The sequence below is a fragment of the Nostoc sp. DSM 114167 genome, from assembly GCF_052692655.1.
Genome location: NZ_CP195116.1, coordinates 6837835 through 6863303, shown reverse-complemented (window position 1 = coordinate 6863303; position 25469 = coordinate 6837835). Strand labels below are relative to the sequence as shown.

The window sequence follows — 25469 nt, the reverse complement described above, 5'->3', positions numbered from 1 at the left end:
AAAATAAATTCAAAATAGTTGTTATTAATTGGGCATGAAACAATTTTATTTTTGATTTTGGATTGAGGATTTTGGATTAAATTTCAATCTAAAATCCAAAATCTAAAATCTAAAATTATTACTCCCCAGTTCCTTTAATGTGCTTTGGCCGCCGTACCAGGTTTCGCACCTGCTGCCTGCGGTGGTACAGAAGTACCGATGAGACGTTGAATTTCATCAGGCTTAGAAGTCTTAGACATCGCTGCTTCAAAAGAAATCGTTCCGGCTTTGTAAAAATCAGCTAAAACCTTCTCCAGAGTTTGCATTCCCAATTTGCCGCCAGTTTGAATTGCTGAGTAAATTTGAGATGTTTTACCTTCTCGAATCAAGTTAGAAATAGCAGGAGTGACAATCAAAATTTCTTGAGCCATCACCCGACCATATTCACCGGGTTTAGGGTTTTTCTTGGACACCAAGGTTTGACTAAATACCCCTACCAATGAGTTAGACAATTGCACTCGCACTTGGGTTTGTCTTTCATGAGGGAAAACGTCGATAATCCGGTCAACAGTTTGGGCGGCGGAACTTGTGTGTAGCGTACCAAATACTAAGTGTCCTGTTTCTGCCGCAGAAATCGCCAAAGAAATTGTTTCCAAATCGCGCATTTCCCCTACTAGAATAATATCTGGATCTTCCCGCAGGGCTGCTTTCAAAGCATTAGCAAAGCTCTTAGTATCTTCTCCCAGTTGCCGCTGGTGAACCAAGCTTTTAATTGGTTCATAGACAAATTCAATTGGGTCTTCCACCGTTAAAATATGCTCTGCCTTGGTGCGGTTAATCAAGTCAATCATTGCCGCTAGAGTAGTTGTCTTACCGGAACCTGTAGGGCCTGTCACCAGGATAAGTCCTCTAGGCTTATCGCACATTTCCCGCACGATATCTGGCAGACCTAATTTTTCAAAGTTAGGAATCTTAGAACTTAATGCTCGTAAGCAAGCAGCATAAGCACCACGCTCTTTATAGACATTGACCCGGAAACGAGCCAAACCCTTAACACCATAAGAACAATCCAACTCCCAAGTCTGCTCTAGGGTTTTACGCTGGGTATTGTTGAGCATACTAAAAATCAGCCTTTGACATTGATCGGCTGTCAATACATGCTCACCTATGGGGGTAAGTTTGCCACTGATGCGGAAGTAGGGAGGTAAACCTGCGGATAAGTGCATATCCGAGCCACCCATCTCAATCAACTGCTCCATCAAGTCTTCAATCATCATTTCCATAGTTCTGCTTCCTTTTAATGTTTTTTATTTGTCATTTGTCCGTTGTCATTTGTTTAAAGTTATTAAGCATTCACCAATGACTAATGACTAATGACCAATGACCAATACTTCTCTACGAGAGGCTGCGCCCGAAGCGTAGCTATGCCGCAGGCTTTACGACTACGCTCAGTACAAGTGACTAATGACTATTCTTAAAACCGAGCTGTCATACAGTAAGGACAATCCAGCCATTCTTGTTTCAATGTGGCATCGCAACTCCGGCAGGTAAGACCAGTCTTGCGTTTGGCTTTTAACTCTGCTTCCAAACCAGTATCAGTAAACGTCACTCGTTCTACTTCTTCTAGGGTGGTGGAACCTTCACGCACTAAGTCCAAACTGTAAGCCAGTAAGGTTTTCATGCCCTCTTCTATTGCCACTTCTTTGATGCGTTCTGTGGGTGCATCTTCGTTGATCAGAGTTTGCAGATTTTCGGTGACTCGCATGACTTCATAAACACCACAACGCCCTTTGTAGCCGACACCATTACATTTTGGGCAAAGGTTATTTTTGGCTTTGGCATCTGCGATCGCATCTAATGTCAAGGTGTTAGCCTTATAGAAAGTGACTCCGACATCTGAGGAAGCTGATAGACCATAACGAGCTAGTTCCTCAGTTGTGGGGGTGTAGGGGACACGACATTCAGAACATACACGCCGCACCAAACGTTGAGCTAAAACGCCAATTAGGGAACTAGAAACCATGAAAGGCTCAATCCCCATTTCTCCCAAACGAGCGATCGCTCCTGGGGCATCATTGGTATGTAAGGTAGTTAATACTAAGTGACCGGTCAAGGCAGCTTCAATTGCTGTTTTTGCCGTTTCCTTATCCCGCGTTTCACCCACCAGTAACACATCTGGATCTTGCCGCAAGAAAGCCCGCAGAGCGGTAGCAAAATCTAGCCCTTTTTCCCGAATCACCTGTACTTGAGTAATCCCTGGAAGACTGTACTCAATTGGGTCTTCTACGGTACTGATATTAATTCCGGGATCGTTCTTTTCTGAAAGTGCAGAATACAGCGAAGTTGTTTTTCCCGAACCAGTTGGCCCAGTTACCAAAATTAACCCAAAGGGACGGCTAACCATATCCTTGACAATATTCAAAGTCTCTGGATCGGTAATTAACTTATCTAATCCCAGTTGGGTGGAGGAGTTATCCAAAATCCGCAGCACCACCTTTTCCCCGTAGCGACTGGGTAAGGTATTCACCCGGAAGTCCACCTTACGTCCTTCAAACAGCCGCCGGATACGCCCATCTTGAGGTAGGCGCCGTTCAGCAATGTCTAGATTGGAGATGATTTTAAATCGGGCTGTCACCGCCGGGATGATTTTTTTCGGCATTAAGGGGAAAGCTTCACGCAGTACGCCATCTTTCCGAAAGCGAATGCGTAAGCTTTCTTCTTGCGGTTCGATATGAATATCAGAAACGCCCTCATGCAAGGCTTTAGCCAGGATTCTATTAACTAGGTTAATAACTGGGGCATCCTCTGCACCCTTCATCGCTGCGCCTAAATCAGCCTCCATTTCTTCAGGAGCATCTGCAAGATCGAGATTCCCAAGATTTTCTAAATCTTGACTAATATCTGTAGAGTTTTCTCGTTCTAGGTGTTTTTGCCGAACAGCCATTTCATCCAAATATTGGTTGATTAGCTGCTGGTAGTCTTCCTGGGTAATCACCATGCGCTGTAACGCCAAGCCTTGGGGGCGCAAGATGCGGTTCAGGTCATCGGAAGCCTCTAGATTATCTGGAGCGACCATCGCCACTAAAACTGAGGGCGGAGTTTGGTCTTCGTGTTTCGACAGTGGTACTAAGCGATGGCGGCGGCAGATATCCACTGGGATGAGGGTTTCAATCAGGTTCCCCATCATCGTGTTGCCAACGGAATTGACTTCTGGATCGAGGAATTCAACTCCGTATAATATTTTCAGTTCAAATAGCTGCTGTTTTTTGTATTGCCTGAGCAACTCAGGCGATAGTTGTTGCCCAGTGATTGACTCTAATACTTCCGTTAAGGGTCTGCCAGATTTGCGGCTTTCAATTAATGCCTGCCTCATCTGTTCGGTATTGACATAGCCAGATTGCACTAGCTTGTTGCCGAAGGGCGAAAACTCTGTTCTGGTAGTTAGAGCGGTACTGCGCCGTTGTGGTGACGAGTAAGTCATAAATGAGCGAATGAGTAGGGGGAACCTCTGCTTAAAGTATTCCCCTACTGGGAGATAGAATTCTCATTTCCCAAAAAAGTCCTGAGTCACGTCGCTTTGCTTTGAATTCAAAATTCACGCATTCAAGATATTTTCAAATAAGATGAGGGACGAGTCGCATTTGGCGCTATTATTGCAAATTACTCGTTCGGGTTCCCGCCTTAGTAACGTCTGGGCTAACGCGTTCACCATTTGTCACAATAAGAGGACGGTTAGATCGCTTCCAGAAACTTGTCGGCAATAAAATCAGCCTCAGTGGCACGTCGTGGATGACGACGGTTGCAAGCTGTGGAGATACACTGCCATAAATAGGATCTGGAATGAATAGACAACGATCGATGAAAATAAACAGATAAACAATACAAGCCAGTAATTGGGTGAACCAACAGAGGTAAAGCAAGCAATGAAGAGTGACTTCCCAGCCCAAACTAATTTCAATGAATCTGGCAGCGAGGTGACAGAACAAGTAGCGGCCCAAACAAATGTATCAGGCGATACTGCTGTCAATTCAGAAAATAGCGTCGCTGCAACTGAGAAAACTGAAGTAGAAAGGGCAGCTTTGGCAGAACTGACTCAACAAATCGAGTCCGTCAAAACGCAACTAGAAGAGCGTAGTACTCAATATATGCGGATTGCCGCTGATTTTGAGAATTACCGGAAACGCACTAGCAAAGAAAAAGAAGACCTAGAGTTGCAGGTGAAGCGGAATACAATTTTGGAATTACTACCAGTAGTCGATAATTTTGAGCGGGCGCGATCGCACCTCAAACCGCAGTCTGAGGGCGAAATGACCATGCACAAAAGTTACCAAGGCGTTTACAAACAATTAGTAGATAGCCTGAAGCGCTTGGGTGTCTCACCAATGCGTCCCGAAGGTCAAGAATTCGATCCTAACCTGCACGAAGCAGTAATGCGGGAACCTACGGATGAACATCCTGAAGGAACAGTGTTAGAAGAGTTAGTGCGCGGATATTACTTGGGCGATCGCGTGCTACGCCATGCAATGGTCAAAGTAGCTGCTCCCAAGGAAAATACACCTTTTGCACCAGAAGATCAGTCGAGTTCAGCCAGCAGTTAAGCTGTAGTCGCTCGCCTCGCTGACCTCAAGTGCCTGGGTTATAGCAAGGACGAGCATCGCGTACCTCAAACTTGGACAAGGCTTTGGATAACTCTCTGTGTTTCAACTTTATGATTGCTACCAGCAACAGGGGTTGCACAGACGTTATCCGCTAGCCTTTGTTCTTAGCAAAAAAGTTATACCAAGCGTGAAAAATGATTGCGACAGATGGAAAACTGAAACACTTATCCAATGGATGTTTCACAATCCAAAATCTCAAATCTCAAATCCAAAATGGTATTAGTCCGCGACATATTACAGCAGAAATATTCAGTAAAAATACTGGCAAATATGGGAAAAGTTATTGGGATCGACTTAGGCACTACTAACAGTTGCGTCGCAGTTTTGGAGGGTGGTCAACCACTTGTGATCTCCAATTCTGAAGGGGGACGAACGACTCCAAGTATTGTGGGATTTGGGAAGAGTGGCGATCGCTTGGTTGGTCAATTGGCAAAGCGCCAAGCCGTAACCAATGCTGAAAACACAATTTACAGTATTAAACGATTCATCGGGCGGCGTTGGGAAGATACTGAAGTAGAACGCGATCGCGTCCCCTACAACTGTATCAAAGGTCGAGACGAGACTGTTGATGTCCAAATTCGCTCAAAAAATTATACGCCACAAGAATTATCTGCAATGATCCTGCAAAAGCTGAAGCAGGATGCGGAAAACTTTTTGGGTGAGGAAGTCACTCAAGCAGTGATCACCGTACCAGCATATTTCACAGATGCCCAAAGACAAGCAACTAAAGATGCTGGCACAATTGCAGGTTTAGAAGTCCTGCGAATCATTAATGAACCAACAGCTGCGGCTTTAGCTTTCGGATTGGAAAAGCAAGACCAAGAGCAGCTAATTTTAGTATTTGACTTGGGAGGCGGTACTTTTGACGTATCGATCCTGCAACTTGGGGATGGCGTTTTTGAAGTGAAGGCGACTTGTGGTAACAACCACTTGGGTGGAGACGACTTTGATAATGCGATCGTCCTTTGGATGATGGAACGTTTCCAAGAACAAGAGAAAATCGACCTTTCCCAAGACAAAATGGCACTGCAACGCCTGCGAGAAGCTGCGGAAAAGGCAAAAATTGAACTCTCCAGTATGGTGAATACCTCCATCAACTTGCCATTTATCACAGCTGATGATACCGGGCCAAAGCATCTGGAGATGGAACTCAGTCGCTCGAAATTTGAAGAACTCGCCGCGAAATTAATTGAAGCGACCATCGAACCACTAATCCAATCGCTCAAAGATGCGGATCTCAAACCAGAAGCCATTGATCGGATTATTTTGGTAGGTGGTTCTACCCGTATTCCGGCAGTCCAAAACGCCCTAATTAAGTTTTTCAACGGCAAAGCTCCCGATCGCTCCATCAACCCTGACGAAGCTGTAGCATTGGGAGCAGCTATCCAAGCAGGTGTGTTAGGTGGTGAAGTCGATAATCTCTTGCTATTGGATGTCACTCCTCTGTCCTTGGGAATTGAAACTTTAGGTGAAGTGTTCACCAAAATCATTGAACGCAACACCACAATTCCTACAAGTCGGTCACAAGTTTTTTCCACCGCAGTTGATGGACAAACCTCAGTGGAAATTCACATCCTCCAAGGTGAACGAGCGATGTCACGAGATAACAAGAGTCTCGGCAAGTTTTTGCTAGCAGGAATTCCCCCATCGCCCCGTGGTGTACCGCAAATTGAAGTATCCTTTGAAATTGATGTCAACGGCATCCTCAAGGTTTCTGCCCAAGATAAAGGTACAGGTAGAGAACAGAGTATCAGGATTACCAATACAGGTGGTTTGAGTAGCAACGAAGTCGAACGGATGCGCCAAGAGGCCGAACTGTTTTCCGAAGAAGATAGAAGACGTAAAGAACTGGTTGAACTCAAAAACCAAGCAGATAATTTGTTGTTCAGTTATGAATCTACAATCAAGGATAATAGCAACTTTATCGGCGACCAGATGAAGACCTTGGCCAGTGAAAAAGTTGCACAACTCCAAGCTGCAATGATTGACTCCAGCATTTCCCCAGTGGAATTTAAGCAGCGCTTAGACGACTTCCAACAAACCTTGTTTGCAATTGGTGCTGATGTCTACAATCGAGCTAACAGCCAAACTGATGAGATTGAGGGGGGTTCATCTAGTCACTTTACCCCAGAAGTAGACTCACCAATGAATGGCACGCTAATACCACAATTCAACTTTGATTTTGACGAAGAAAGTACAGCTCAGGCTGATTATGAGGCGATAGATTAGGGAATGGGCATTGGGTATGGGGCATGGGGAAGAAGCAAGGGAGCAGGGAGATTAGTTTTCCCCTGTGCCTCTTTTGAGTGCCCAATGACGGCAGTTGCTCCACTTGGGGAGACGCCAAGGGCGATGGGGTCTCCCCTTCTCCCAAAGGGAGAGGCTAGCGCCAAGGAAGAAGACCGCACTGCCTCCCCAATTCCCAATCCCCAATTCCCAATATCCTAATTTGCAAATTTTTATTAAGATATTTTAATATATTTAAATATTTAACGAAGTTTCACAAGACCTCAGTCCTTTGCTAGATTGTAGAAGCAAATTACTTTGGGCTGGGCAATGTGCAAGTTCAGAGCCACTTCCATTGCATAAGGGTGGTTTTCCACACCTAATGGTGCGGCTAGCCCCTCTGGTTGATGGGCGAGGTTTTCCTCTCCTACGTAGCACAATTGTAAAAGAGACAGCCGACTCGGCAGTGAGAAGTCTGAGCAGAGGCTCCCCCTGTTCCTAACTTCTATAGCTTTTGTCGTCTCCCACGAGGAAAGCACCTGTTGCTCAAGATTTGTCGGTGATTTTTGTAAAAGGTAAAGGGTAAAATCAGTTATTAATAAAAATTAATTTTATCTTCTGCCTGCCCTCCGGCAAGCCGCCCTCTAAAGGATAATGTGTTGCTCTTGCATCTCTGTAGGCAATAACACTTAATCCATAGGGTAGCAAGTGACCGTGAATGACGTTCTACTGACTTCTGCTTTCTTCCTTCTAACTTTTACCTTTGCTATATGGCCCGCGACTATTATGAAATCCTGGGTGTCTCTCGTGACACTGACAAAGAAGAAATCAAACAAGCCTATCGCCGTCTAGCCCGGAAATATCACCCAGATGTGAACAAAGAACCGGGGGCGGAGGATCGCTTTAAAGAAATTAACCGCGCTTATGAGGTACTCTCAGAACCCGAAACCCGCGCTCGTTACGATCGCTTTGGTCCAGAGGGTGTATCTGGTGCTGGCGCGGGTTTTCAAGATGTCGGCGATATGGGTGGTTTTGCTGATATCTTTGAAAGCATTTTTAGTGGCTTTGCTGGCGGTATGGGTAATCCCACCCAACAAAGACGCCGCAGTGGGCCCGCCAGGGGTGATGACCTGCGGCTAGATTTGAAGTTAGACTTTCGGGAAGCCATATTTGGCGGCGAAAAAGAAATTCGCATTTCCCATCTAGAAAATTGCGAAGTTTGTAGCGGTTCTGGTGCTAAACCTGGAACCCGCCCTCGGACTTGTTCGACTTGTGGCGGTTCGGCTCAAGTACGGCGTGTGACTAGAACACCCTTTGGCAGTTTCACCCAGGTCTCGACTTGTCCCACCTGTAATGGCACAGGGATGGTAATTGAAGATAAGTGTGACGCATGTGATGGTAAGGGTGCAAATCAAGTCACAAAGAAACTCAAAATTACTATTCCAGCGGGGGTGGATAATGGCACGCGTTTGCGGATTTCTAGTGAAGGAGATGCTGGTCAACGTAGTGGCCCTCCTGGGGATTTATACGTTTACTTGTTCGTAAATGAGGACGAGGAATTTCAACGAGATGGGATTAATATTCTCTCGGAAATCAAAATTAGCTACCTGCAAGCGATTTTAGGTTGTCGGTTAGAGGTAGATACAGTAGATGGGCCAGTAGAACTAATCATTCCAGCTGGAACTCAACCGAATACAGTGATGAAGTTGGAAAATCGCGGCGTACCCCGCTTGGGTAATCCCGTAAGTCGTGGGGATCACATGCTGAACGTATTAATTGATATTCCCAATAAAATCACCCCAGAGGAGAGGGAACTGCTGGAAAAGCTAGCTAAAATTAAGGGCGATCGCACTGGTAAAGGCGGTCTAGAAGGATTCTTGGGAAATTTATTTAAGTGATGATGCCCTCTTCTGTTTTAACTCCCGATGCTCAACTTGATTTACGCGGCACCCCTTGCCCGATTAATTTCGTGCGGACAAAACTACGTCTGGAGAAAATGCCATTGGGAGGTTTGCTAGAAGTCTGGTTAGACCCTGGTGAGCCGATTGAGCAGGTTCCTGATAGTTTGACAATGGCAGGTTATCAGGTGGAACAAATTACAGACTGCACTAGTTATTTTTCTCTGTTAGTGCGCCGTCCAGTTGCTAGCCAATGACAGGGAAAAATTTTGACGTAACTGGACAGTTATTGGGTACGGTGGTGGCTGTACAAGCTAATTTTTACCGAGTACAGATGGATCGAGAGGCAGGGGAGCAGAGGAGCATACTTCGACTGCGCTCAGTAAGCAGGGGAGCAGAGGAGAAACTGGATTTAAATGCCTCTTTGCCCTCGCCTTCTCTGCTGCTTTGTACTCGGCGAACACGTCTGAAAAAAATTGGACAACAGGTGATGGTAGGCGATCGCGTTGTAATAGAAGAGCCAGATTGGGCTGGAGGACGGGGGGCGATCGCTGAGGTTTTACCCCGCCAAAGTGAGTTAGATCGTCCGGCGATCGCCAATGTCAACCAAATTCTCTTGGTATTTGCCGTTGCCGATCCACCTTTGGAACCTTATCAACTGAGTCGATTTCTCATTAAAGCTGAGTCTACTGGCTTGGATGTACTTTTATGTTTGAATAAAAGTGATTTAATTTCACCACCAGAACAACAACAAGTTAGCGATCGCCTGCTCGGTTGGGGCTATCAGCCAATATTTATCAGCGTTAAAGATGGTATTAATACTGACCAAGCAGCCAAATACCTGAGCAATAAAATTACTGTAATCGCTGGGCCTTCCGGCGTTGGCAAATCTAGCCTGATTAATACGCTGATTGACTCTCTTCAGTTGCGAGTCGGAGAAGTTTCTGGAAAGTTAGCTCGTGGTCGTCATACCACTCGCCATATAGAATTATTTGAGTTGCCTAGCGGTGGTTTACTGGCTGATACTCCCGGTTTTAATCAGCCGGACATGGATTGTATACCAGAAGAATTAATCCATTATTTCCCAGAAGCCAGAAAGCGGTTAGCAGTTGCTAGCTGTCGGTTTAGTGATTGTCTGCATCGAGACGAGCCTGAGTGCGTCGTTCGGGGAGACTGGGAACGATACGAACATTATTTAGAATTTTTGGACGCGGCGATCGCTCATCAAACACAGCTACATCAACAAGCCGATCCAGAATCCACCATGAAGTTAAAAAGCAAAAGCAAAGGCAAAGGGCAGAGTCAATACGAACCCAAGTTAGAAAGTAAAAAATATCGCCGGATTTCCCGAAAGACTCAGTTACAAGACTTGCAAGAGTTATATCGGGATGAGGAATAATATCGTGTCCGGTTAAAGACTTATCATTAAGACGGCAGGGGAGCAGCACTTCTCTACGAGACGCTGCGCGTAGCTTGCTTCCACGAAGTGGTACGACTACGCTCAGTGACCGAGGAGCAGGGGGCTTTCTGGGGCAGGTTTTTTGATTAGACAAATTTTTGGGATTTTAAAACCAAAACCATTGTCTGAGAACTTAAAACTACGTTCAATAATTGAGAACATTCTCAACTATTTATCGAAAGCCTAAAAGCCTGCCCTTGAAAGGGAGCAGGGGGGCAGGGGGAAAGAGAGTTTCCTGGTTTTTGCACAGATGCGGGAATTATAACTAATTAAGCGGACATGATATAAAAAGTGCGATGTCTATAACAGGCTGCACCTACGCACTCATAATGCAAAGGTTAGTCACGATAGCATAGAGACAAACATAAAAAACTATCTTGTATGTCTCAGCCCCTTGCTGCCACCGGTAGTTTAGAAGATGTCACTGAGAGTATAATTTTCCCACCAGGTGATATCTTTAGTGACGAACCCCCCTTGGAATCTGACTTACACCGCGAACAAATTGATTTGCTTATCCGCCTGATTAAATGGTGGTGGCGCGATCGTCAGGATTTTTATGCTACCGGCAACTTGACAATCTATTTCAGTGCCAATCAGAAAAAGTCAGAAGAATTTCGAGGGCCGGATTTCTTTGTGGTTTTAGATACAGAGAAAAAAGACCGCAAAAGCTGGGTTGTATGGCAAGAAGACGGCAAATACCCCAATGTGATTGTTGAGCTATTATCTAACTCCACTGCCTCTGTTGATAAAGGTTTGAAAAAACAAATATACCAGAATACATTTCGCACTCCAGATTACTTTTGGTTTGACCCAAATAACCTAGAATTACAGGGATTTCACATAGTTGATGGGCAATACCAAGAACTTGTACCCAATGAGTCGGGTTGGTTGTGGAGTCAGCAGTTAGGGCTGCATTTGGCAGTATATTTAGGGAAATTACGCTTTTTTACCCCAGATGGACAGCTGGTGATGTTGCCAGAGGAAGAAGCAAATCAACAGTTACAGCAAACAAATCAACAGGTAGAGCAAACAAACCAACAGTTAGAGCACGTAAATCAACAGTTAGAGCAAACAAATCAACAACTAGAACAAGAACGTCAACGGGCTGCAATATTGGCAGAACGCTTGCAAGCCGCAGGTATTGATCCTGAGCAAATATTCTGAAAAATAGAATTTTAGCTCTAAACTAGACATGGAAAAATAATGCTATGAACCAAACAATATCTGAATAAAGTCCCTTGGACAACCTCAAACTTAGAATTACGAAGCTACCCAATTAAATAGCGATCGCAACTTTGCTGGCCGATCGCAAAATCACATCATCATTGTTTCAGGTTTCGGCGTTCGAGTTCAGCATTTTTTGTATAATTCTGGCGTAGGCGTAGCCCGCACTTCTGGAGCGCCCGCTTTGCGTAGCTTGCTTCCACGAACGCGAACAGCGTGCCGTAGGCAAGTGGTACGGCTGCGGCCCTTCTCTACGAGAGGCTGCGCCCGAAGCGTAGCTATGCCGCAGGCTTTACGGCTACGCTCAGGACAGGCTCAGTGACCATCGTAGGCATCGTTCCAACTCAACTTGATTGGAGAAAGCAAAATTTATGCATTCAAAATTGTTTGCATAGCGTCTCGTAAAGAAGAAAATTTCAGGGGTGGATTAAACGTTCAACTGAGCGCTCGCGGCGAAGCGCTGATTGAAACTGAAACTACCCGAACGTAGCTCAAAAATAATTATTAAACTCTCAAGCCGTAAAGGTCACAAAAGGACTGTAACTTAGAAACCTGATTTTTTTACTGCAATAAGCCAACCAAAAACTAGAACAGGAATGATAACGGGCTGAAAGATTGGCACAAGACTTTTAAATTGATTGAAAACTGCTATAAATCTACTTTACGATCCCCATAAAGTCTTAAAATATTGTTAATTTCTGCCAAACCTCTCGACCTTCAACTTATAAGTATCACCCCAAAATCACTATGGCTATCGGCTACGTCGCGCTTGTACTCCATGCACATCTGCCCTTCGTTCGTCACCCAGAAAGTGACTACGTGCTGGAGGAAGAATGGCTTTATGAAGCCATTACAGAAACATACATCCCCTTATTGAAAGTATTTGAAGGCTTAAAGCGAGACGGTATCGACTTTAAAATCACGATGAGTATGACACCCCCTTTAGTGTCGATGCTTCGCGATCCCCTGCTTCAAGAACGCTATGAATTACACTTAGCTCAACTAGAAGAACTTGTAGCACTAGAAGTAGAACATAATGTCAACAACGGGCATCTTCGTTATTTAGCCGAACATTACGCGACTGAGTTTAGCGAAGCGCGTCAGCTATGGGAACGCTACGACGGGGACTTGGTGACAGCTTTTAAGAAGTTCCAAGACAGTAACAACCTGGAAATTATCACTTGCGGCGCTACTCACGGCTATTTACCGTTGATGAAAATGTATCCCCAAGCTGTGTGGGCGCAAATTAAGGTAGCCTGCGAACATTACGAACAAACCTTTGGACAAGCACCTAGAGGCATTTGGTTGCCGGAATGTGCCTACTATGAAGGTTTAGAGCGGATGCTAGCTGATGCTGGGTTACGCTATTTCCTCACTGATGGGCATGGCATCCTTTACGCCCGTCCCCGGCCGCGCTTTGGCACTTATGCCCCAATTTATACAGAAACTGGTGTTGCTGTTTTTGGTCGAGATCATGAATCTTCCCAACAGGTATGGTCTTCTGAAGTAGGCTATCCTGGGGCAGCGGAATATCGGGAATTTTATAAAGATTTGGGCTGGGAAGCAGAATATGAGTATATCAAGCCCTACATTATGCCCAATGGTCAACGAAAAAACACGGGCATTAAATATCACAAAATTACGGGACGTGGCTTAGGTCTTTCAGATAAGGCGCTCTACGATCCTTATTGGGCTAGAGAAAAGGCAGCAGAACACGCTGCTAATTTTATGTATAATCGAGAGCGGCAATCTGAGCATCTCTATGGTATAATGCAACGACCGCCAATTATTGTTTCACCTTATGACGCAGAGTTATTTGGACATTGGTGGTATGAAGGCCCTTGGTTCATCGATTACCTATTCCGTAAGTCTTGGTATGACCAAGGAACATATCGAATGACCCATTTAGCAGACTATTTGCGGGAGCAGCCGACGCAGCAAGTTTGTCGTCCTTCGCAGTCTAGTTGGGGTTTTAAGGGTTTCCACGAGTATTGGTTGAATGAAACGAATGCGTGGGTTTATCCGCATTTGCACAAAGCTGCTGAACGGATGATTGAAATCTCGCAACTGGAACCAGAAGATGAGTTGGGGTGGAAAGCATTGAACCAAGCAGCGCGGGAATTGTTATTAGCACAATCTTCCGACTGGGCATTTATTATGCGGACAGGAACGATGGTACCCTATGCAGTCAGACGGACGCGATCGCACCTAATGCGGTTCAATAAGCTCTATGAAGACGTGAAAATCGGTAAAATTGACAGTGGTTGGCTGGAAAAAGTCGAGTTAATGGATAATATCTTCCCGGAAATCAACTATCGAGTCTACCGTCCGCTATAGTCCAATACAGTTCAGTTAAGCATCTCTTTCTTCTCTCTGCGTACTCTGCGCCTTGGCGGTTCGTTAAAAAATTGACTTTGGTAACAGACTTTTAGCCTTAACTGAACCGTATTGCGCTATAGTCTTCACAAAAAGTAATTAACAGCAGTAGGGTGGGCATTGCTCACCCTATATTAGTAGTGATACCAATTCTTTATGAAGCTGCGCTAAATAAGGCTTCAAGGATAAAATTGTAAGAAGTAAGAGAGGCAATCATGGAAGGTGTAATTTCTTTGAGGGCATCAGTTAACTTTTGCTGTAGTTGTGAGAGTGTTTTACAGTTTTCCCATTGGAGTTGAGATTTGAGAAATTCCCAAAACCGCTCAATCGGGTTGAGTTCAGGAGAGTGAGGAGGCTGAAAGAGCGGGATAATGTTATCTGGAAAATCGAGAGTTTTCGCTTTGTGAAAAGAACCTCGGTCGAACTGAATTACGGCACTATCATCACCAAGATCAGCAGACAACAACTCTAAGAAGTTTTGAAAACTGCTTCCCCATTAAGGTAAGGGAATTCGTAGAAAAAGCTGTATCCGCTTAGAGGTTCTACAACTCCATATAAATAAAAATTTTCGCGTTGCCATTGACTTAAACCTACAGGTTTAACTCCCTTAGCTGTAATTAAACGTCCGGTAATTGTCTTTAATCCTAAACGTGTTTCATCCTGACATAAATACCTCAATCTTTTCCCTTCGCCAAATTCCTCCTGCAAGAATTTGAGTGCTAGAGGCAGTTTTTTTTAAAGTGAGATAGACTGTCTGGATGTTGTTTGGTGCTTTGAGGACGCGGAACTTTCAGCTTGGCACCAAGTTGATATCTCACTAATTGGTATACCGTTTTATAAGCAACATTTAGTCCTAATTCCGCCATTAACCATTGTTGAATCTGACTGTAACTTTGAAATCCTTGTGGTTCGGATAATCTTTTTTTTAAACGTTCTAAATTCTCGCCACTGACAATTGGCTGTTTTCCTGGTGCCTGTTTCACCTCTAGTAAGCCTTTGTATCCTAATTCCTTGTATTTTTTTAGCCAACGAGTTACTGTTGCCTCATCTCTCCCTAACAACGCTGCCAGCGATCGCCTACTTGTAACCTGTCCTGTTTTTAGCCAGTTGAGCATTTGTAATCTCTCTTTGCTACTAGCTTCTAGCGCATATTTCACTGCTTTTTGTAATTCTTCTTGGCTCTCTTTAATTTCAACTATCAATCTCCGACCCATTACACTTTTACCAAATACACCCTTTTCCACAATTTAGCGCAGCTTCATACAGAATTGGTATCAGGAGCGTTTACTTCGACAAAGCTCAGTACAAGTATTTTACTAACAACAGAGCAAGCCTTAGCTTGTGTACGGTTTGTCAAATGCTGTTAAATCTTTACAAAGACATCCGCTTATTTCGATTTGACGACACAACCGGGCAAGTTTACATCCTAGCTGAAGATGAAGTTCAAATCATAGTTTTGAGTAATGGAATCTGGGATTTTGTCAATGAACCAGAATTATGAGCAAATGAGTTTTACAGAGTTGAGAGCTTATGTCGTAGAAAACCGTGAAGATATTGAAGCTCTACGTTTTTTAATGAGCAAACGCGATCCTAATTCTCCAAAGTATCCCATGCCTGTGACAGAAGCTGATATGCAAGCCCAAATGGAAATTATCAGGCGTAAGATTAATGGAGAACTTTGAGATTATTGTCTAATTCAGTAAGCATAATTAGGGTGGGTAAATCATACTCACCTTATTATTTTGTTAACACTACCGGATTTAGCTAAAGGCTATCTGGATCGATATTTAATTCTCGAAGTTTAGCAGCTAATCTTTGCGCTTTCTCTTCTGCGGCTTGTCGTGCTGATGCTTCCTCTTCATGAGTTAACAGTATTTGACCTGTAGCTGAATTGTAAAAACGTAGTTTTCCTGCTTCTAGACGCAACTCTAGCCCCAAAACTTCACTGCGTAGAGACACTGTACCATCTGGTAAGGTATTGGCTGCCACTGGGAAATAATTTCCATCAACCAACTGTAAACCCTGAAGTTGGGGATTGAGATAATCGCCTGTAGGATCATATTGGAAATATTCACGTACTCCTAGAAAAGCGTAAATTCCTTTCTTTGTACCTTGGTCTTTGCTGCGGGTGGTTTTTGAGGTAATCTCTAGAACAAAAGCTGGGGTTTGATTATTTTCTTCCCAAGTTTTGTAAGAGCGTCTGTCACGGTTTTCTACTCCAAAGACCACAAATACATCTGGTGCGACAACCGATTCTGGATAACCTTTTTCGTAGTAAATAAATAGATTACCAGCGACGTATACATCTGGGTGATTTTGGAAATAAATCTGTAGTGCATTTATTGCATAAGCCAAGTAACTGAACTGGATATCACCTTCAGCCATCGGCTTACCGTCCTCATCTGGATATTCAATTGGGGTAACGGGGATATATTCTACTGAGGCTGTCATGGGTAGTACCTCAACTCAACTAGGGCTAGATTAAATTTAGCATCTGAATTCTTTAGCTAAATAGAAGCTTCAAGTTTTGAGTATAAAAAAGTCTGCCATCCATCACAAGTAAATGCAGCCATTAATTTATAGCTACATCACCTAGTAAATCATCCATTTCATCGCTCATTTCTTGGGTATAAGGAACAAGTTTAGAAGGGTTCTGCATACCATCCTTCATCAGCAAGTCAAGAAAAAGGCTCATGATAATGCCTTCATTTTCATTAGCTTCGTAAACATTAGGGACTTCCATAAGTTAATATAAATATTTTTGACTAAGTACATATCCTCCCAAAGGGAATTTGGATATAAATTATCTAAGTCTCATGCACAGTTTCTTCGTCTTCAACCTCTTCTTCCGCACAACTATCATCGCGTATAGTCCCATCAGGCATAATGGTATTGCCAAAAATAGCCATTCTCATCTGGGCATCAATTAGGCTAGCTTGCTCAAGGTCTGCGTCGGTCAAATCCGCATAATCTAAATCTGCACCTTCGAGATTGGCTTGAAAGAGGGACGCACCACTGAGGTCAGCACCATTCAAATTAGCCTGACTTAAGTTTGCTGTACTCAAGTCAGCATCGCTTAAATCAGTATTTCTTAGATCCAACCCTTGCAGTTGAGCGCCAGCAGCAATCTGTATAGCTCCTTCAGCTACTAGTATTGGGTAAATCTAATCGCTAGACAAAGTTCTTGGAGACTCTACTGGATTTGGTGGAAAAATACAATTGTCGAATATTGTCTCTGAGTCATAGATACACCCATTTAATCTCACATAGCTCAGATTAGCTTGACTTAGGTCGGCTCCTCTGAGCGTAGCTCCCTCTAAAAACCCCGATGTGAGATCAATCCCCTTCATGTTCGCCCCTCGAAGGTTTGCATGACTAAAAAAAGCAGAGAAAGCTGTTGCACCTTCGAGATTGGCTTCTCTCAAATCAGCATCGTTCAAACTGGCTTCCAGTAATCCTGCACCCCTCAAATCAGCATTATATAAATTTGCTCCTGACAGAATTGTTTCATCCAAACTAACTTGAACTAAACTAGCACCCTCAAGATTAATCTCTTCTAAATCAGCGAGATCCAATCGCGCACCATCTAGAACAGCACTTTCTAAATTGGCATTCCGTAGATTGATGGTGTATAGCATAGCGTCTCTAAGAATAATTCCTGGTAAATCAGAATTGTCTAGACCGTTTCCTTCGATCCTAATTCCTGTGAAGTCTCTTTCACCAGCAGCATAACGTTGAATTAGTTCCTTAGCATCCATAATTAGCAAATTACATTGACTTATCAATAGATTTTTTTATAAACATTGATTGTTCCATAAATCCTTTTTCAAAAAGATATCTTTTGTGGTTTAAAGCATTTACCATCAAACTTTACTAGCTGTTAAGTCCTACATTTCCAGGCTTTGTGTAACTAATATCAAGCTCGCGTGATTAATTATAATAAAATCTATCAATGTAGGTTCGGTTAAACGGCAGTAAAACCCAACATAAACAAGGATCAAATGTTGGGTTTTGTTTCTCAGCCCAACTTACAGATATTATAATTTAAGTGTTTAACCAAACCTGATATAACATATAAAAAAAGACAGGCAATATGCCTGTCCTACAAATAATGAATGATTTAGCAAAGAATTTAGAAATTCATCTCAGCAGCTTGAACTTTTTCAACCTGCTTCTTCTTCAGCACGAGCATAACTTGAGCCAACATTACAAGAGCGACGAATGCAATCATCCATTTGACTCTAGAAGCGTCTTGCAATACAATTTCTCCATCTGTTTGACCGAATCCACCGACGTTCGGGTTGCTGGTCAAAGCATCACCAGTCTTAACTGCTTGACCTTCGGAAACAAGCAGGTCTGGCCCTAAAGGAATCGTATCAACAACAACATCACCTGATTCGGGTTGGATGTTTACTAAATATTTAACGTTACCGTCTCCATCTTCCTCTTTGGCAATCTTGGTAATTGTGCCAGTAGCGGAAGCGTTGTAAACAGCGTTATTGCTCTTTTCGCCAGTGGGATAAACTTGTCCGCGTCCCCGATTACCACCTACGTGAACTGAATATTTACCGAAGTGGATGTTTTTGTCGGTTGCGGGGTTGGGAGAAAGAACTGGGAAGACGATTTCCTGATACTGTTCGCCAGGTAATGGGCCGACGATGACGACGTTATCTTTGTCTTCGCTGTAGGGTTGGTAGAAAGTGTCGCCAACTTCTTCTTTAAGTTCTTCGGAAAGACGGTCTTCAGGAGCAATCTTAAAGCCTTCAGGTAGCATCAGTACTGCACCGACGTTCAAGCCAACCTTAGAACCATCGGCACCAACTTGCTGAGCGCTTAGATCGTAGGGGATTTTCACCACAGCTTTGAATACAGTGTCAGGTAGCACCGATTGGGGAACTTCCACTTCTGTAACCTTGGCGGCTAGGTGACAGTTGGCACAAACAATTCGCCCTGTTGGTTCGCGGGGGGTTTCGGGATAGGTTTGCTGTGCCCAAAAAGGATAGGCGGCAGCTGATTGGGGAAGGGCTAGATCGCTGGTGAAGTAAAATGTCACAGTAGCGATCGCTATGAGCAATGTTTTTACAATCGCTCTAGCACTGCGAGTTAACCTCGCTGTTAGGAAAACATTTCTCATCTCTATAAGGGCGACAATTGAATTAGTCATTAGTCATTGGTCATTAGTCATTAGTCATTAAGCCCTGAACAAAGGACAAATGACTAAGGACAAAATTATTAACCCCACCAAGGTGCATCACCTGTGCGGAAGTCGGTTTCAGTCCAAGGGGTTAAAACGATTTTGTCGTCGTTGACGCTGGTATGGGCTAAAGCCAGAGACAGAGGTGCTGGGCCCCGAACAACTTTACCAGTTTCGTCATACTGAGAACCATGACAAGGACACTTGAATTTGTTCTCAGCAACGTTCCAGGGAACCACACAACCTAAGTGGGTGCAGATGGCGTTAATGCCATAATCTTTGATCGCCTCTTTGCTGTCTACCACAATATAGGTAGGATCTCCCTTTAGTCCTTGGACTAGGTTGCGATCGCCTGCATTCCGATTTTCTAGAAATTTAGTGACGCTAACATCGTTACCTAGCTCGTCTTTTGCTGTTGTACCGCCACCTGCGCCACCTGCTGCTGGTGGAATAAAGTACTTGACAACGGGATACAATGCACCCAGAGCTACTCCAGTGACAGTCCCAAAAGTGAGCAGATTCATGAACTGACGACGCCCCATATCGGGCACGTCTGCTGATTCAGAAAATTGAGCCATAATCTACGCGCTCTTTGTGTATTTTGTTAAGCATTTTGACAAAAGTACTAGTACTTGAGCAACTCTTGTCTAAGTCGAAATGCTAGCGCTGACAACGATGCCATAATTCTTTGTTCCAAGATATAAAAAGCATCTTTTCTGTTAGCATTACATTTCTTTATATCCTTATCATACTGGAGTCACGGAACTTAACATCATAACTAAATGTAAAATCTGATTGAGAAAAGCTATGACAGGACAGGAATTACGCCAGATGTTGCTTGATAAGTGGGGATATTCTTACGATGTCCAGTTCCGGCGGACACAGGGAAAGATATTTTTGCAAGTAATGTGGAAATATCTAGAGCAAGCTTCTTTTCCCTTGAGTGAGGCGGAGTACCAAGAACATCTCGATCGCATTGCCAATTATCTTCATGCCTTGGGTGGGTCAACACAGGTACAAACTTTTATTGCCCAAACCCGCGATCGCCCCCGGCTTGGCAAGGCTGTCAGCATCCCTCTAGATTTGGGCGAACGTTCTTCGGAATGGATATTGTGACCAATTATTTGATTAACTTTAATCAATTTCTTCCTTAATTACAGTATTTTTTATGCAAAAATACTTTGAAAAAAATCGGCTTGAGCCTTAAATGCAACTCAGAGAAGCGATCGCAAGTTCCATAGCTCTCATATTTCGTGAAACTGCTTGATAGCCAGAGCAGTCAAACATACGTTAGATTTTTATTTTTTGGAAGTCTCTAATGCTTTTAAATCATCTAAGGTACAGAGCAAACGAGGCTTTTCAGGGTCAGTTAAATCTAGCTGCTCCCAAGATATTGTATAGCCACTGCGGATCTTGTGTGCCCCAAGAAAATGTAAGATTCTCAACCCAATTGCCCAAGCCGATAGTCTTTCTAACATCGCAGTGGTTCCAATTAGATATTCCTGAATAACCCATTCTTCACCTTGCTGTTCGGCACGTACTTCCTCAATGCGTCCGACGGGTTTACCAGTTGAATCCAATACTTGTTTGCCTAGTAGTAATTCCAGATGAATTTCACTTACCATGTTCTGCCCCTGGAATTCGGCCAATAATGTGTTTCTGAAGCCATTTTTCATAAGCTAATGCCGAAGTTTGGTCAGCTTCAATCTCGACTTCGACATCAATACCAACATCCCGCACTTTTGACCACGGAATTCTCAAGGGTTCGCTTTGTTTAGCACCCCAGCTACTTTCAATTGCTGCTACCCACCTGCCTAAACGTGGATGAATACGTCGTGCAAGAATTGTCATACCAGTTTCGATATAAGTGAGTCGTGGCGGTTCTCCATCGCGTAACTCGATGACAATTCCATCGACTTTACCCAGATGGCGGCGATCGCTGTCAACTAATTGGTTATCGAGTACATCTCTAATAATGTCCATTTTCTTTCACTTCCAGTTGATGATTAACAAGAACGCACAGCAGCGATCACCCTCCGAGAATTTCTAGTGGGATAGCAATGATCGCTAACACGAATGTCAGCACAATTGTAAAGATGACAACACTATTACTTATCCAACCGTTGCGATACTTGCCAACATATAATTCATCATTCATCAATACCAAAAATGGCACAATCACAGGCGGCAAAATCACTGCTGTAATCGCCATTGAAAACAAAGTCAATTGCAACGGGTCGATTCCAAATACCATTAATAAAGAAGCGAGAAAGACAAACACAGTGTAGACCAAACTAAAGCGGGCGGCATCTTTTGGTTTCAGATTTTCGCCCCAATTCCAACCAAAGGATTGAGCAACAATATAAGCTGTGTCGAGAGTCACCTCCAGTGCTGCACCAAAGCAAGCAATGCCCAAGGACGCCGCAAATAGTACAAAGCCCCAGTAACCAAAAGTTTCTGTCAACATCAACGCCGCTTGTTCGTAGCTATCTACCTCAACGCCTTTGGGTTTGAGTACCAATGCTGACACAATCAGCACCCCTAGCGATACGACGCTACCAAAGCTCATCCCTAAACCGGCAACTGCACGATTTACACCGATATACTCTTCATCCCATTTATCTTCGACTGCCCCAGATGAGTAAAAGTAAAATAAATAGGGGCTAATCAAAGCCCCCAAAATCCCAACTCCAAGATATAAATAATGAGCGGTATCTTGTTGTGGCAGAGTTGGCAACAAACCACTGCCAAGTTGTGTTAGAGATGGATGCAACTTAAAAGTAGCGACAACAAAAACTAGTGTCACCAAGCCTAATACGGAAATACCATTTTCAATAATGCCAAAGTTGCCATACCAAATTAGCAACCAAATTGCAAAGGCAACGGGTAAAGCATACCACTGAAAGCTAATCCCTGTTAGCAGTTGTAAGGCAATGCAAACACCACCAATTTCCGCTGCTAACACTAGAAAATCAACTACGACTTCTGCAATCAGTGGAATAATATAAAAATTAAATCCAAAACGTTCGCGCACCGCAGCAGCTAAAGTATGTTTGCTAACTGCTGCTAACCGCCCAGACATTTCTACCAAAAAAATCACACAAATTGTACCCAGGATAATCGCCCAGATTAGTTGAAAGCCGAAAATAGATCCAGCCTCGGCTGCTGTAGCGATCGCACCCACATCCAAGAAGCCACCTATACTAGTCACAATCCCCAGCGCGATTTCAAAAATTTTCTTCATGGTTTATTCTGCTGTGGTAGTTGCGAGTCTAGCGTTTGTCCTTCTAGCGATAAATCCTTAAGTCTTTGTGCCACTACAGAATGATTTTCTTGTTCGACTGCGGTTGACATTTGCTCTGTGATTTTTGCTAACCGTTTAATATGACCTAAAAGTGCTAACTTGTAGGGCTGGGGAATCGCTGTAGATGATTCTATTTGGGCGATGTTGTCGGTTTCTGTTTGCAACTCTTGCTGTGCTTTTTTGAGTGTTTGTTTTGCATAGACCTTTGGTACAGCACCTCGTACCCAAGCATCAGCAACCATTTTGCTTGTAGCTGTCCATGATTTTACAGTTTGTAGTTCTTGTGTAAGCTTATCTGTGGCTGCTTCGCTACAAGCGGTTAATAATGTCAACCCTAATAAATAACCTATAAATATCTTTTTCATCAGATGTCCGTCTTCGTAGCCCTCCTGAGAACCGATTCCAAATGTTATTTACCTGTAAGCTTGACTAATCCAACACCGCCGAAATAAAGCGCTAAAACTGCTCCCGCTAAAAGACTTTGAGTCAAGGGGTCAGTAGAAGGTGTGAGGACGGCTCCTAAAATTACTGCTCCCATAATCACGTAACGCCAACCAGAAACCATTCGTTCTGACGAGACAATATTCAAATTACCGAGCAACAGTTGAATAATCGGAATTTGAAATGCTAAACCTGTGCTGAATAACAGTAGCAGCACAAATTCAAAATATTTATCAATTGACCAAAGTTGTTCGACTACATCTGCTCCGTAGCTGATGAAAAATTTCAAGGCTGCGGGGATAAGAAGTAAATAGGCAAATACTAAACCTGCTCCAAATAGCACACTCGAACCCAAAACCACAGGCCCCAGTAAACGGCGTTCGCGGCGAGTCAGTCCTGGAAGCACAAACTGGATAATCTGGTAAAGAATGAAAGGACTAGTAAGTACGATGCCAGTGTATGCTGCAACTTTCAGGGAGACAAAGAAATATTCTCCAGGTGCAAGTTGGAGAAATTTTACTCCTTGTGCTGGAACCTCAAGTAACTGGACAATCGGTTTAACGGCAAAGAAACAGCCAATAATGCCCACTGCTACGGCAATCAACGAATAGAAAATCCGTTGCCGCAATTCTTCTAGATGGTCGAAAAGGGACATTTCGACTTCACCAGGCAACTCATCAAGCGGATCGGTGTCTGAGTTGCCATATCCTTCTGGGTCGAGGTTAGGAACGTTTACAGTATCTACGTCTTGTGAAGGCGTCACTTCGCTTCGCTCCGAATTCAAAATTAAAAATTAAAAATTAAAAATTAACAATGCCATAAATAAATTTAGGGATTGTATCTTTTTTTGTCGGTCATCGACCATTTTGGTGACTCAGGACTCTTCATTATTTTATCTGGGGAATGCAGCTACTAAGATATGTTTTTGGGTGCTGTGGGTTTTTTGTCCTGTTTTTTGGGTTTGCATCTGCATAAGTTAGTGGGAAGACATCTTGTAGGCAATGCCTAACCTAAAATAAAAAAGGGTGGAACCGATAAATTAGAAATCATGTCTCTGCGGCTAGTAGTCTGTCTTATTGGTTTTGATAAGTTTGTAGTAAGCACTTGAGTGTTTAGAGAATGAAGGACTAAAGTCCTGACTACGAACTAGCTTACCCATCAATTTAAACTTGACAGACCACTGCGCTGAGTAAATTAGCACAACATCAACACTTAATACTCAGTTTTAAAAATCCGGTTCATTTAGGTGGCATCTATACAGATGGTAATCGGAAATTGTTAGCTGAGGTTGGGTATGAACCGGATAATTTGCATTGCCCTCATGGCATTGCCTGTTTATTTATACAATGTTGGGCTAGGCAATACTTCTAGTAGCGACGTGGCAATTGTTAAAAACCAGTATCCCACAATAGCTACTCTAATTGCTAACAGTACAAATGCTCAGTTACGCATCTTGCCGTGGCGAATATCGGCTAGAGATGACCAAACCGAAGATTGTCTTCGTGCTGGCACTTGCAAAGATTGATACTAATTCGTTGTGCGTAATGGGCTACGCCCCGTTACGTTAACGTAATTCGTAATTACGGCAGCCCCATCATCAAAGAAAATTAATGGTTGTAGAAAATCAACGTACAGTGGTGGTTACAGGAGCCTCAACAGGAATTGGTCAAGCGTGTGCTTTGCTATTAGATCAATTGGGCTTCTCTGTTTTTGCTGGAGTGCGTCAAGATGTTGATGCTCAAACACTTAAACAGAAAGGATCGCCAAGGCTGATTCCGATTTTTTTAGATGTTACTGACGCTGAATCGATCGCAGCTGCGGTTGATACGGTAACAAATGCAGTTGGTGGTGTGGGGATTTTAGGTTTAGTGAATAATGCCGGAATTGCTGTTCCTGGCCCGTTAGAATTATTAGCGATCGCTGAATTTCAACACCAGATGCAGGTTAATGTCACCGGACAATTAGCTGTGACACAAGCATTTCTTGGTCTTCTACGCCAAAGTCGGGGTCGAATTATCAATATGGGTTCCATTGCTGGTAGGAGTCCAACGCCGTTTTTGGGCGCTTATAATGCTTCTAAATTTGCTTTGGAAGCACTCACTGATGTGATGCGGATGGAGTTACGACCTTGGGGAATCTCGGTTTCAATTGTTGAACCTGGTTCTATTGCTACCCCAATTTGGGACAAGTCTCTGAGTCAATCTGAAGTAGCACAGCAGGATCTACCCGAAACGGCACACAATCTCTACGGACAAGCGATGAATATTGTCCGCAAGAAAATGCAGATTATTGCATCTAAAGGAATTTCTGCGGATATTGTGGCTCAAGTTGTTGTCCATGCGCTGACTGCAAAAAAACCCAAGACGCGCTATCTTGTTGGACAAGATGCCAAAATTGGAGCGCTGATCAAGCATATTTTGCCCGATCGGCTACATGACAAGATAATTTTATACTCAATGGGGCTGTAGATTCCTGGTTGTCAATACTTCAGAGGTTGTCACTCTGAATGCAAAGGCTGTCGTTAACAAAATCATGGTTTTCATCACAAAATCATGATTTTCATCAACAAAATTATGGTTTTCATTAATAAAATCATATTTTTATCGACAAAATCATAATTTTCATCAATAAAATCGTGCTGATTTCAGAACCAGAAGCAAAATCTAGTCAAAAAGTGACTTTGAACTCATAGTTAGCTTAAGCAACGTTT

At 43.4% G+C, this 25469-nt stretch carries 28 protein-coding genes and 1 pseudogene; 12 read left to right on the top strand and 17 right to left on the bottom strand.

Annotated features, from left to right (window positions below; translation table 11 throughout):
- Positions 1 to 134: 134 nt before the first annotated feature.
- The 3 genes and pseudogenes from NSTC731_RS28975 to NSTC731_RS28965 all read right to left on the bottom strand — a co-directional run.
- Positions 135 to 1265, bottom strand: a pseudogene (locus tag NSTC731_RS28975) (type IV pilus twitching motility protein PilT); the annotation flags it as partial.
- A gap of 188 nt (positions 1266 to 1453) precedes the next feature.
- Entirely contained in the window at positions 1454 to 3460 is a 2007-nt protein-coding gene (locus tag NSTC731_RS28970; RefSeq protein ID WP_445627962.1) for a GspE/PulE family protein, read from the bottom strand.
- A 251-nt stretch (positions 3461 to 3711) separates the two neighbouring features.
- Positions 3712 to 3903: a hypothetical protein gene (locus NSTC731_RS28965; protein WP_445632269.1), complete on the bottom strand. Its 192-nt coding sequence runs from the start codon at positions 3901 to 3903 to the stop codon at positions 3712 to 3714.
- On the opposite strand from NSTC731_RS28965, the gene grpE reads away from it, so the two are divergent.
- The 7 genes from grpE (at position 3873) to NSTC731_RS28930 (ending at position 13781) form a co-directional block, all read left to right on the top strand.
- Positions 3873 to 4577: a nucleotide exchange factor GrpE gene (grpE, locus tag NSTC731_RS28960; protein WP_445627961.1), complete on the top strand. Its 705-nt coding sequence runs from the start codon at positions 3873 to 3875 to the stop codon at positions 4575 to 4577. The two genes, NSTC731_RS28965 and grpE, sit on opposite strands and share 31 nt — an antisense overlap.
- Positions 4578 to 4907: 330 nt before the next feature.
- Complete coding sequence (gene dnaK / locus NSTC731_RS28955; protein ID WP_445632197.1) at positions 4908 to 6866, top strand: molecular chaperone DnaK; 1959 nt, start codon at positions 4908 to 4910, stop codon at positions 6864 to 6866.
- Between the two features lie 767 nt (positions 6867 to 7633).
- Entirely contained in the window at positions 7634 to 8761 is a 1128-nt protein-coding gene (gene dnaJ, locus NSTC731_RS28950) for a molecular chaperone DnaJ (RefSeq protein WP_322668135.1), read from the top strand.
- Positions 8761 to 9018 carry a sulfurtransferase TusA family protein gene (locus NSTC731_RS28945; RefSeq protein WP_099102520.1) on the top strand — a complete coding sequence of 86 codons (258 nt, stop codon included), beginning with the start codon at positions 8761 to 8763 and terminating at the stop codon, positions 9016 to 9018. Before dnaJ ends, NSTC731_RS28945 begins: the two co-directional genes overlap by 1 nt.
- Positions 9015 to 10160 carry a small ribosomal subunit biogenesis GTPase RsgA gene (gene rsgA / locus NSTC731_RS28940; protein WP_445627960.1) on the top strand — a complete coding sequence of 382 codons (1146 nt, stop codon included), beginning with the start codon at positions 9015 to 9017 and terminating at the stop codon, positions 10158 to 10160. The genes NSTC731_RS28945 and rsgA overlap by 4 nt, the downstream gene beginning before the upstream one ends.
- 441 nt (positions 10161 to 10601) lie before the next feature.
- A complete protein-coding gene (locus NSTC731_RS28935) occupies positions 10602 to 11384 on the top strand; it encodes a Uma2 family endonuclease (RefSeq protein ID WP_445627959.1) in 783 nt (260 codons plus the stop codon).
- An 807-nt stretch (positions 11385 to 12191) separates the two neighbouring features.
- On the top strand, positions 12192 to 13781 hold the full coding sequence (locus NSTC731_RS28930) for a glycoside hydrolase family 57 protein (RefSeq protein WP_445627958.1): 1590 nt from the start codon (positions 12192 to 12194) through the stop codon (positions 13779 to 13781).
- 193 nt (positions 13782 to 13974) lie between these two features.
- Here the strand turns inward: NSTC731_RS28930 and NSTC731_RS28925 are convergent, their stop codons facing one another.
- The 3 genes from NSTC731_RS28925 to NSTC731_RS28915 are packed head-to-tail and all read right to left on the bottom strand — an operon-like array spanning position 13975 to position 15034.
- Positions 13975 to 14283, bottom strand: coding sequence for a transposase (locus tag NSTC731_RS28925; protein WP_445627957.1), 309 nt, complete (start codon positions 14281 to 14283; stop codon positions 13975 to 13977).
- 5 nt (positions 14284 to 14288) lie between these two features.
- Positions 14289 to 14528, bottom strand: coding sequence for a hypothetical protein (locus NSTC731_RS28920; RefSeq protein WP_445627956.1), 240 nt, complete (start codon positions 14526 to 14528; stop codon positions 14289 to 14291).
- An 11-nt stretch (positions 14529 to 14539) separates the two neighbouring features.
- Complete coding sequence (locus NSTC731_RS28915) at positions 14540 to 15034, bottom strand: helix-turn-helix domain-containing protein (protein WP_445627955.1); 495 nt, start codon at positions 15032 to 15034, stop codon at positions 14540 to 14542.
- Between the two features lie 143 nt (positions 15035 to 15177).
- Between NSTC731_RS28915 and NSTC731_RS28910 the strand changes: the two genes are divergently transcribed.
- Complete coding sequence (locus NSTC731_RS28910) at positions 15178 to 15321, top strand: DUF6888 family protein (RefSeq protein WP_445627954.1); 144 nt, start codon at positions 15178 to 15180, stop codon at positions 15319 to 15321.
- Positions 15305 to 15502 (top strand): DUF6887 family protein, encoded by a 198-nt coding sequence (locus NSTC731_RS28905; RefSeq protein ID WP_335116743.1) that lies wholly within the window; start codon positions 15305 to 15307, stop codon positions 15500 to 15502. Before NSTC731_RS28910 ends, NSTC731_RS28905 begins: the two co-directional genes overlap by 17 nt.
- 82 nt (positions 15503 to 15584) lie before the next feature.
- On the opposite strand, the gene NSTC731_RS28900 is transcribed toward NSTC731_RS28905, so the two are convergent.
- From NSTC731_RS28900 to petC, 6 genes are all read right to left on the bottom strand, one after another.
- Positions 15585 to 16271, bottom strand: a complete 687-nt coding sequence (locus NSTC731_RS28900) for a Uma2 family endonuclease (RefSeq protein ID WP_445627953.1) — start codon at positions 16269 to 16271, stop codon at positions 15585 to 15587.
- A gap of 121 nt (positions 16272 to 16392) precedes the next feature.
- Positions 16393 to 16515 (bottom strand): hypothetical protein, encoded by a 123-nt coding sequence (locus NSTC731_RS28895; RefSeq protein ID WP_445627952.1) that lies wholly within the window; start codon positions 16513 to 16515, stop codon positions 16393 to 16395.
- A 112-nt stretch (positions 16516 to 16627) separates the two neighbouring features.
- On the bottom strand, positions 16628 to 16930 hold the full coding sequence (locus tag NSTC731_RS28890) for a pentapeptide repeat-containing protein (RefSeq protein ID WP_445632196.1): 303 nt from the start codon (positions 16928 to 16930) through the stop codon (positions 16628 to 16630).
- Between the two features lie 54 nt (positions 16931 to 16984).
- A complete protein-coding gene (locus tag NSTC731_RS28885; protein ID WP_445627951.1) occupies positions 16985 to 17578 on the bottom strand; it encodes a pentapeptide repeat-containing protein in 594 nt (197 codons plus the stop codon).
- Between the two features lie 374 nt (positions 17579 to 17952).
- The gene (gene petA / locus NSTC731_RS28880) at positions 17953 to 18954 is read right to left on the bottom strand and encodes a cytochrome f (protein ID WP_445632195.1); all 1002 of its coding nucleotides are present in this window, start codon (positions 18952 to 18954) and stop codon (positions 17953 to 17955) included.
- 98 nt (positions 18955 to 19052) lie between these two features.
- Positions 19053 to 19592 (bottom strand): cytochrome b6-f complex iron-sulfur subunit, encoded by a 540-nt coding sequence (gene petC / locus NSTC731_RS28875; protein ID WP_289797433.1) that lies wholly within the window; start codon positions 19590 to 19592, stop codon positions 19053 to 19055.
- Positions 19593 to 19821: 229 nt separating this feature from the next.
- Between petC and NSTC731_RS28870 the strand changes: the two genes are divergently transcribed.
- Positions 19822 to 20130 carry a DUF3067 family protein gene (locus NSTC731_RS28870; RefSeq protein ID WP_322710417.1) on the top strand — a complete coding sequence of 103 codons (309 nt, stop codon included), beginning with the start codon at positions 19822 to 19824 and terminating at the stop codon, positions 20128 to 20130.
- Positions 20131 to 20312: 182 nt separating this feature from the next.
- Here NSTC731_RS28870 and NSTC731_RS28865 read toward each other — a convergent pair whose 3' ends face one another.
- The 5 genes from NSTC731_RS28865 to tatC are packed head-to-tail and all read right to left on the bottom strand — an operon-like array spanning position 20313 to position 23522.
- Positions 20313 to 20639 carry a hypothetical protein gene (locus tag NSTC731_RS28865; protein ID WP_445627950.1) on the bottom strand — a complete coding sequence of 109 codons (327 nt, stop codon included), beginning with the start codon at positions 20637 to 20639 and terminating at the stop codon, positions 20313 to 20315.
- On the bottom strand, positions 20629 to 20997 hold the full coding sequence (locus NSTC731_RS28860; RefSeq protein ID WP_445627949.1) for a hypothetical protein: 369 nt from the start codon (positions 20995 to 20997) through the stop codon (positions 20629 to 20631). Before NSTC731_RS28860 ends, NSTC731_RS28865 begins: the two co-directional genes overlap by 11 nt.
- Before the next feature lie 46 nt (positions 20998 to 21043).
- Entirely contained in the window at positions 21044 to 22258 is a 1215-nt protein-coding gene (locus NSTC731_RS28855; protein ID WP_445627948.1) for an Nramp family divalent metal transporter, read from the bottom strand.
- Positions 22255 to 22683 carry a hypothetical protein gene (locus NSTC731_RS28850; protein ID WP_445627947.1) on the bottom strand — a complete coding sequence of 143 codons (429 nt, stop codon included), beginning with the start codon at positions 22681 to 22683 and terminating at the stop codon, positions 22255 to 22257. The genes NSTC731_RS28855 and NSTC731_RS28850 overlap by 4 nt, the downstream gene beginning before the upstream one ends.
- Positions 22684 to 22727: 44 nt before the next feature.
- Positions 22728 to 23522 carry a twin-arginine translocase subunit TatC gene (gene tatC / locus NSTC731_RS28845; RefSeq protein ID WP_445627946.1) on the bottom strand — a complete coding sequence of 265 codons (795 nt, stop codon included), beginning with the start codon at positions 23520 to 23522 and terminating at the stop codon, positions 22728 to 22730.
- 531 nt (positions 23523 to 24053) lie between these two features.
- On the opposite strand from tatC, the gene NSTC731_RS28840 reads away from it, so the two are divergent.
- Together NSTC731_RS28840 and NSTC731_RS28835 are read left to right on the top strand one after the other, a co-directional pair.
- Positions 24054 to 24284, top strand: coding sequence for a hypothetical protein (locus NSTC731_RS28840; protein WP_445627945.1), 231 nt, complete (start codon positions 24054 to 24056; stop codon positions 24282 to 24284).
- An 85-nt stretch (positions 24285 to 24369) separates the two neighbouring features.
- Entirely contained in the window at positions 24370 to 25227 is an 858-nt protein-coding gene (locus NSTC731_RS28835) for an SDR family oxidoreductase (RefSeq protein WP_445627944.1), read from the top strand.
- Positions 25228 to 25469: the final 242 nt, after the last annotated feature.

Coding starts and splice junctions, on each gene's coding strand:
- NSTC731_RS28970 (WP_445627962.1), bottom strand. CDS start 3,460: ATGACTTACTCGTCACCACAACGGCGCAGTACCGCTCTAACTACCAGA.
- dnaK (WP_445632197.1), top strand. CDS start 4,908: ATGGGAAAAGTTATTGGGATCGACTTAGGCACTACTAACAGTTGCGTC.
- dnaJ (WP_322668135.1), top strand. CDS start 7,634: ATGGCCCGCGACTATTATGAAATCCTGGGTGTCTCTCGTGACACTGAC.
- NSTC731_RS28945 (WP_099102520.1), top strand. CDS start 8,761: ATGATGCCCTCTTCTGTTTTAACTCCCGATGCTCAACTTGATTTACGC.
- rsgA (WP_445627960.1), top strand. CDS start 9,015: ATGACAGGGAAAAATTTTGACGTAACTGGACAGTTATTGGGTACGGTG.
- NSTC731_RS28935 (WP_445627959.1), top strand. CDS start 10,602: ATGTCTCAGCCCCTTGCTGCCACCGGTAGTTTAGAAGATGTCACTGAG.
- NSTC731_RS28930 (WP_445627958.1), top strand. CDS start 12,192: ATGGCTATCGGCTACGTCGCGCTTGTACTCCATGCACATCTGCCCTTC.
- NSTC731_RS28915 (WP_445627955.1), bottom strand. CDS start 15,034: ATGGGTCGGAGATTGATAGTTGAAATTAAAGAGAGCCAAGAAGAATTA.
- NSTC731_RS28910 (WP_445627954.1), top strand. CDS start 15,178: ATGCTGTTAAATCTTTACAAAGACATCCGCTTATTTCGATTTGACGAC.
- NSTC731_RS28905 (WP_335116743.1), top strand. CDS start 15,305: ATGAACCAGAATTATGAGCAAATGAGTTTTACAGAGTTGAGAGCTTAT.
- NSTC731_RS28900 (WP_445627953.1), bottom strand. CDS start 16,271: ATGACAGCCTCAGTAGAATATATCCCCGTTACCCCAATTGAATATCCA.
- NSTC731_RS28895 (WP_445627952.1), bottom strand. CDS start 16,515: ATGAGCCTTTTTCTTGACTTGCTGATGAAGGATGGTATGCAGAACCCT.
- NSTC731_RS28885 (WP_445627951.1), bottom strand. CDS start 17,578: ATGGATGCTAAGGAACTAATTCAACGTTATGCTGCTGGTGAAAGAGAC.
- petA (WP_445632195.1), bottom strand. CDS start 18,954: ATGAGAAATGTTTTCCTAACAGCGAGGTTAACTCGCAGTGCTAGAGCG.
- petC (WP_289797433.1), bottom strand. CDS start 19,592: ATGGCTCAATTTTCTGAATCAGCAGACGTGCCCGATATGGGGCGTCGT.
- NSTC731_RS28870 (WP_322710417.1), top strand. CDS start 19,822: ATGACAGGACAGGAATTACGCCAGATGTTGCTTGATAAGTGGGGATAT.
- NSTC731_RS28865 (WP_445627950.1), bottom strand. CDS start 20,639: ATGGTAAGTGAAATTCATCTGGAATTACTACTAGGCAAACAAGTATTG.
- NSTC731_RS28860 (WP_445627949.1), bottom strand. CDS start 20,997: ATGGACATTATTAGAGATGTACTCGATAACCAATTAGTTGACAGCGAT.
- NSTC731_RS28855 (WP_445627948.1), bottom strand. CDS start 22,258: ATGAAGAAAATTTTTGAAATCGCGCTGGGGATTGTGACTAGTATAGGT.
- NSTC731_RS28850 (WP_445627947.1), bottom strand. CDS start 22,683: ATGAAAAAGATATTTATAGGTTATTTATTAGGGTTGACATTATTAACC.
- NSTC731_RS28840 (WP_445627945.1), top strand. CDS start 24,054: ATGAACCGGATAATTTGCATTGCCCTCATGGCATTGCCTGTTTATTTA.
- NSTC731_RS28835 (WP_445627944.1), top strand. CDS start 24,370: ATGGTTGTAGAAAATCAACGTACAGTGGTGGTTACAGGAGCCTCAACA.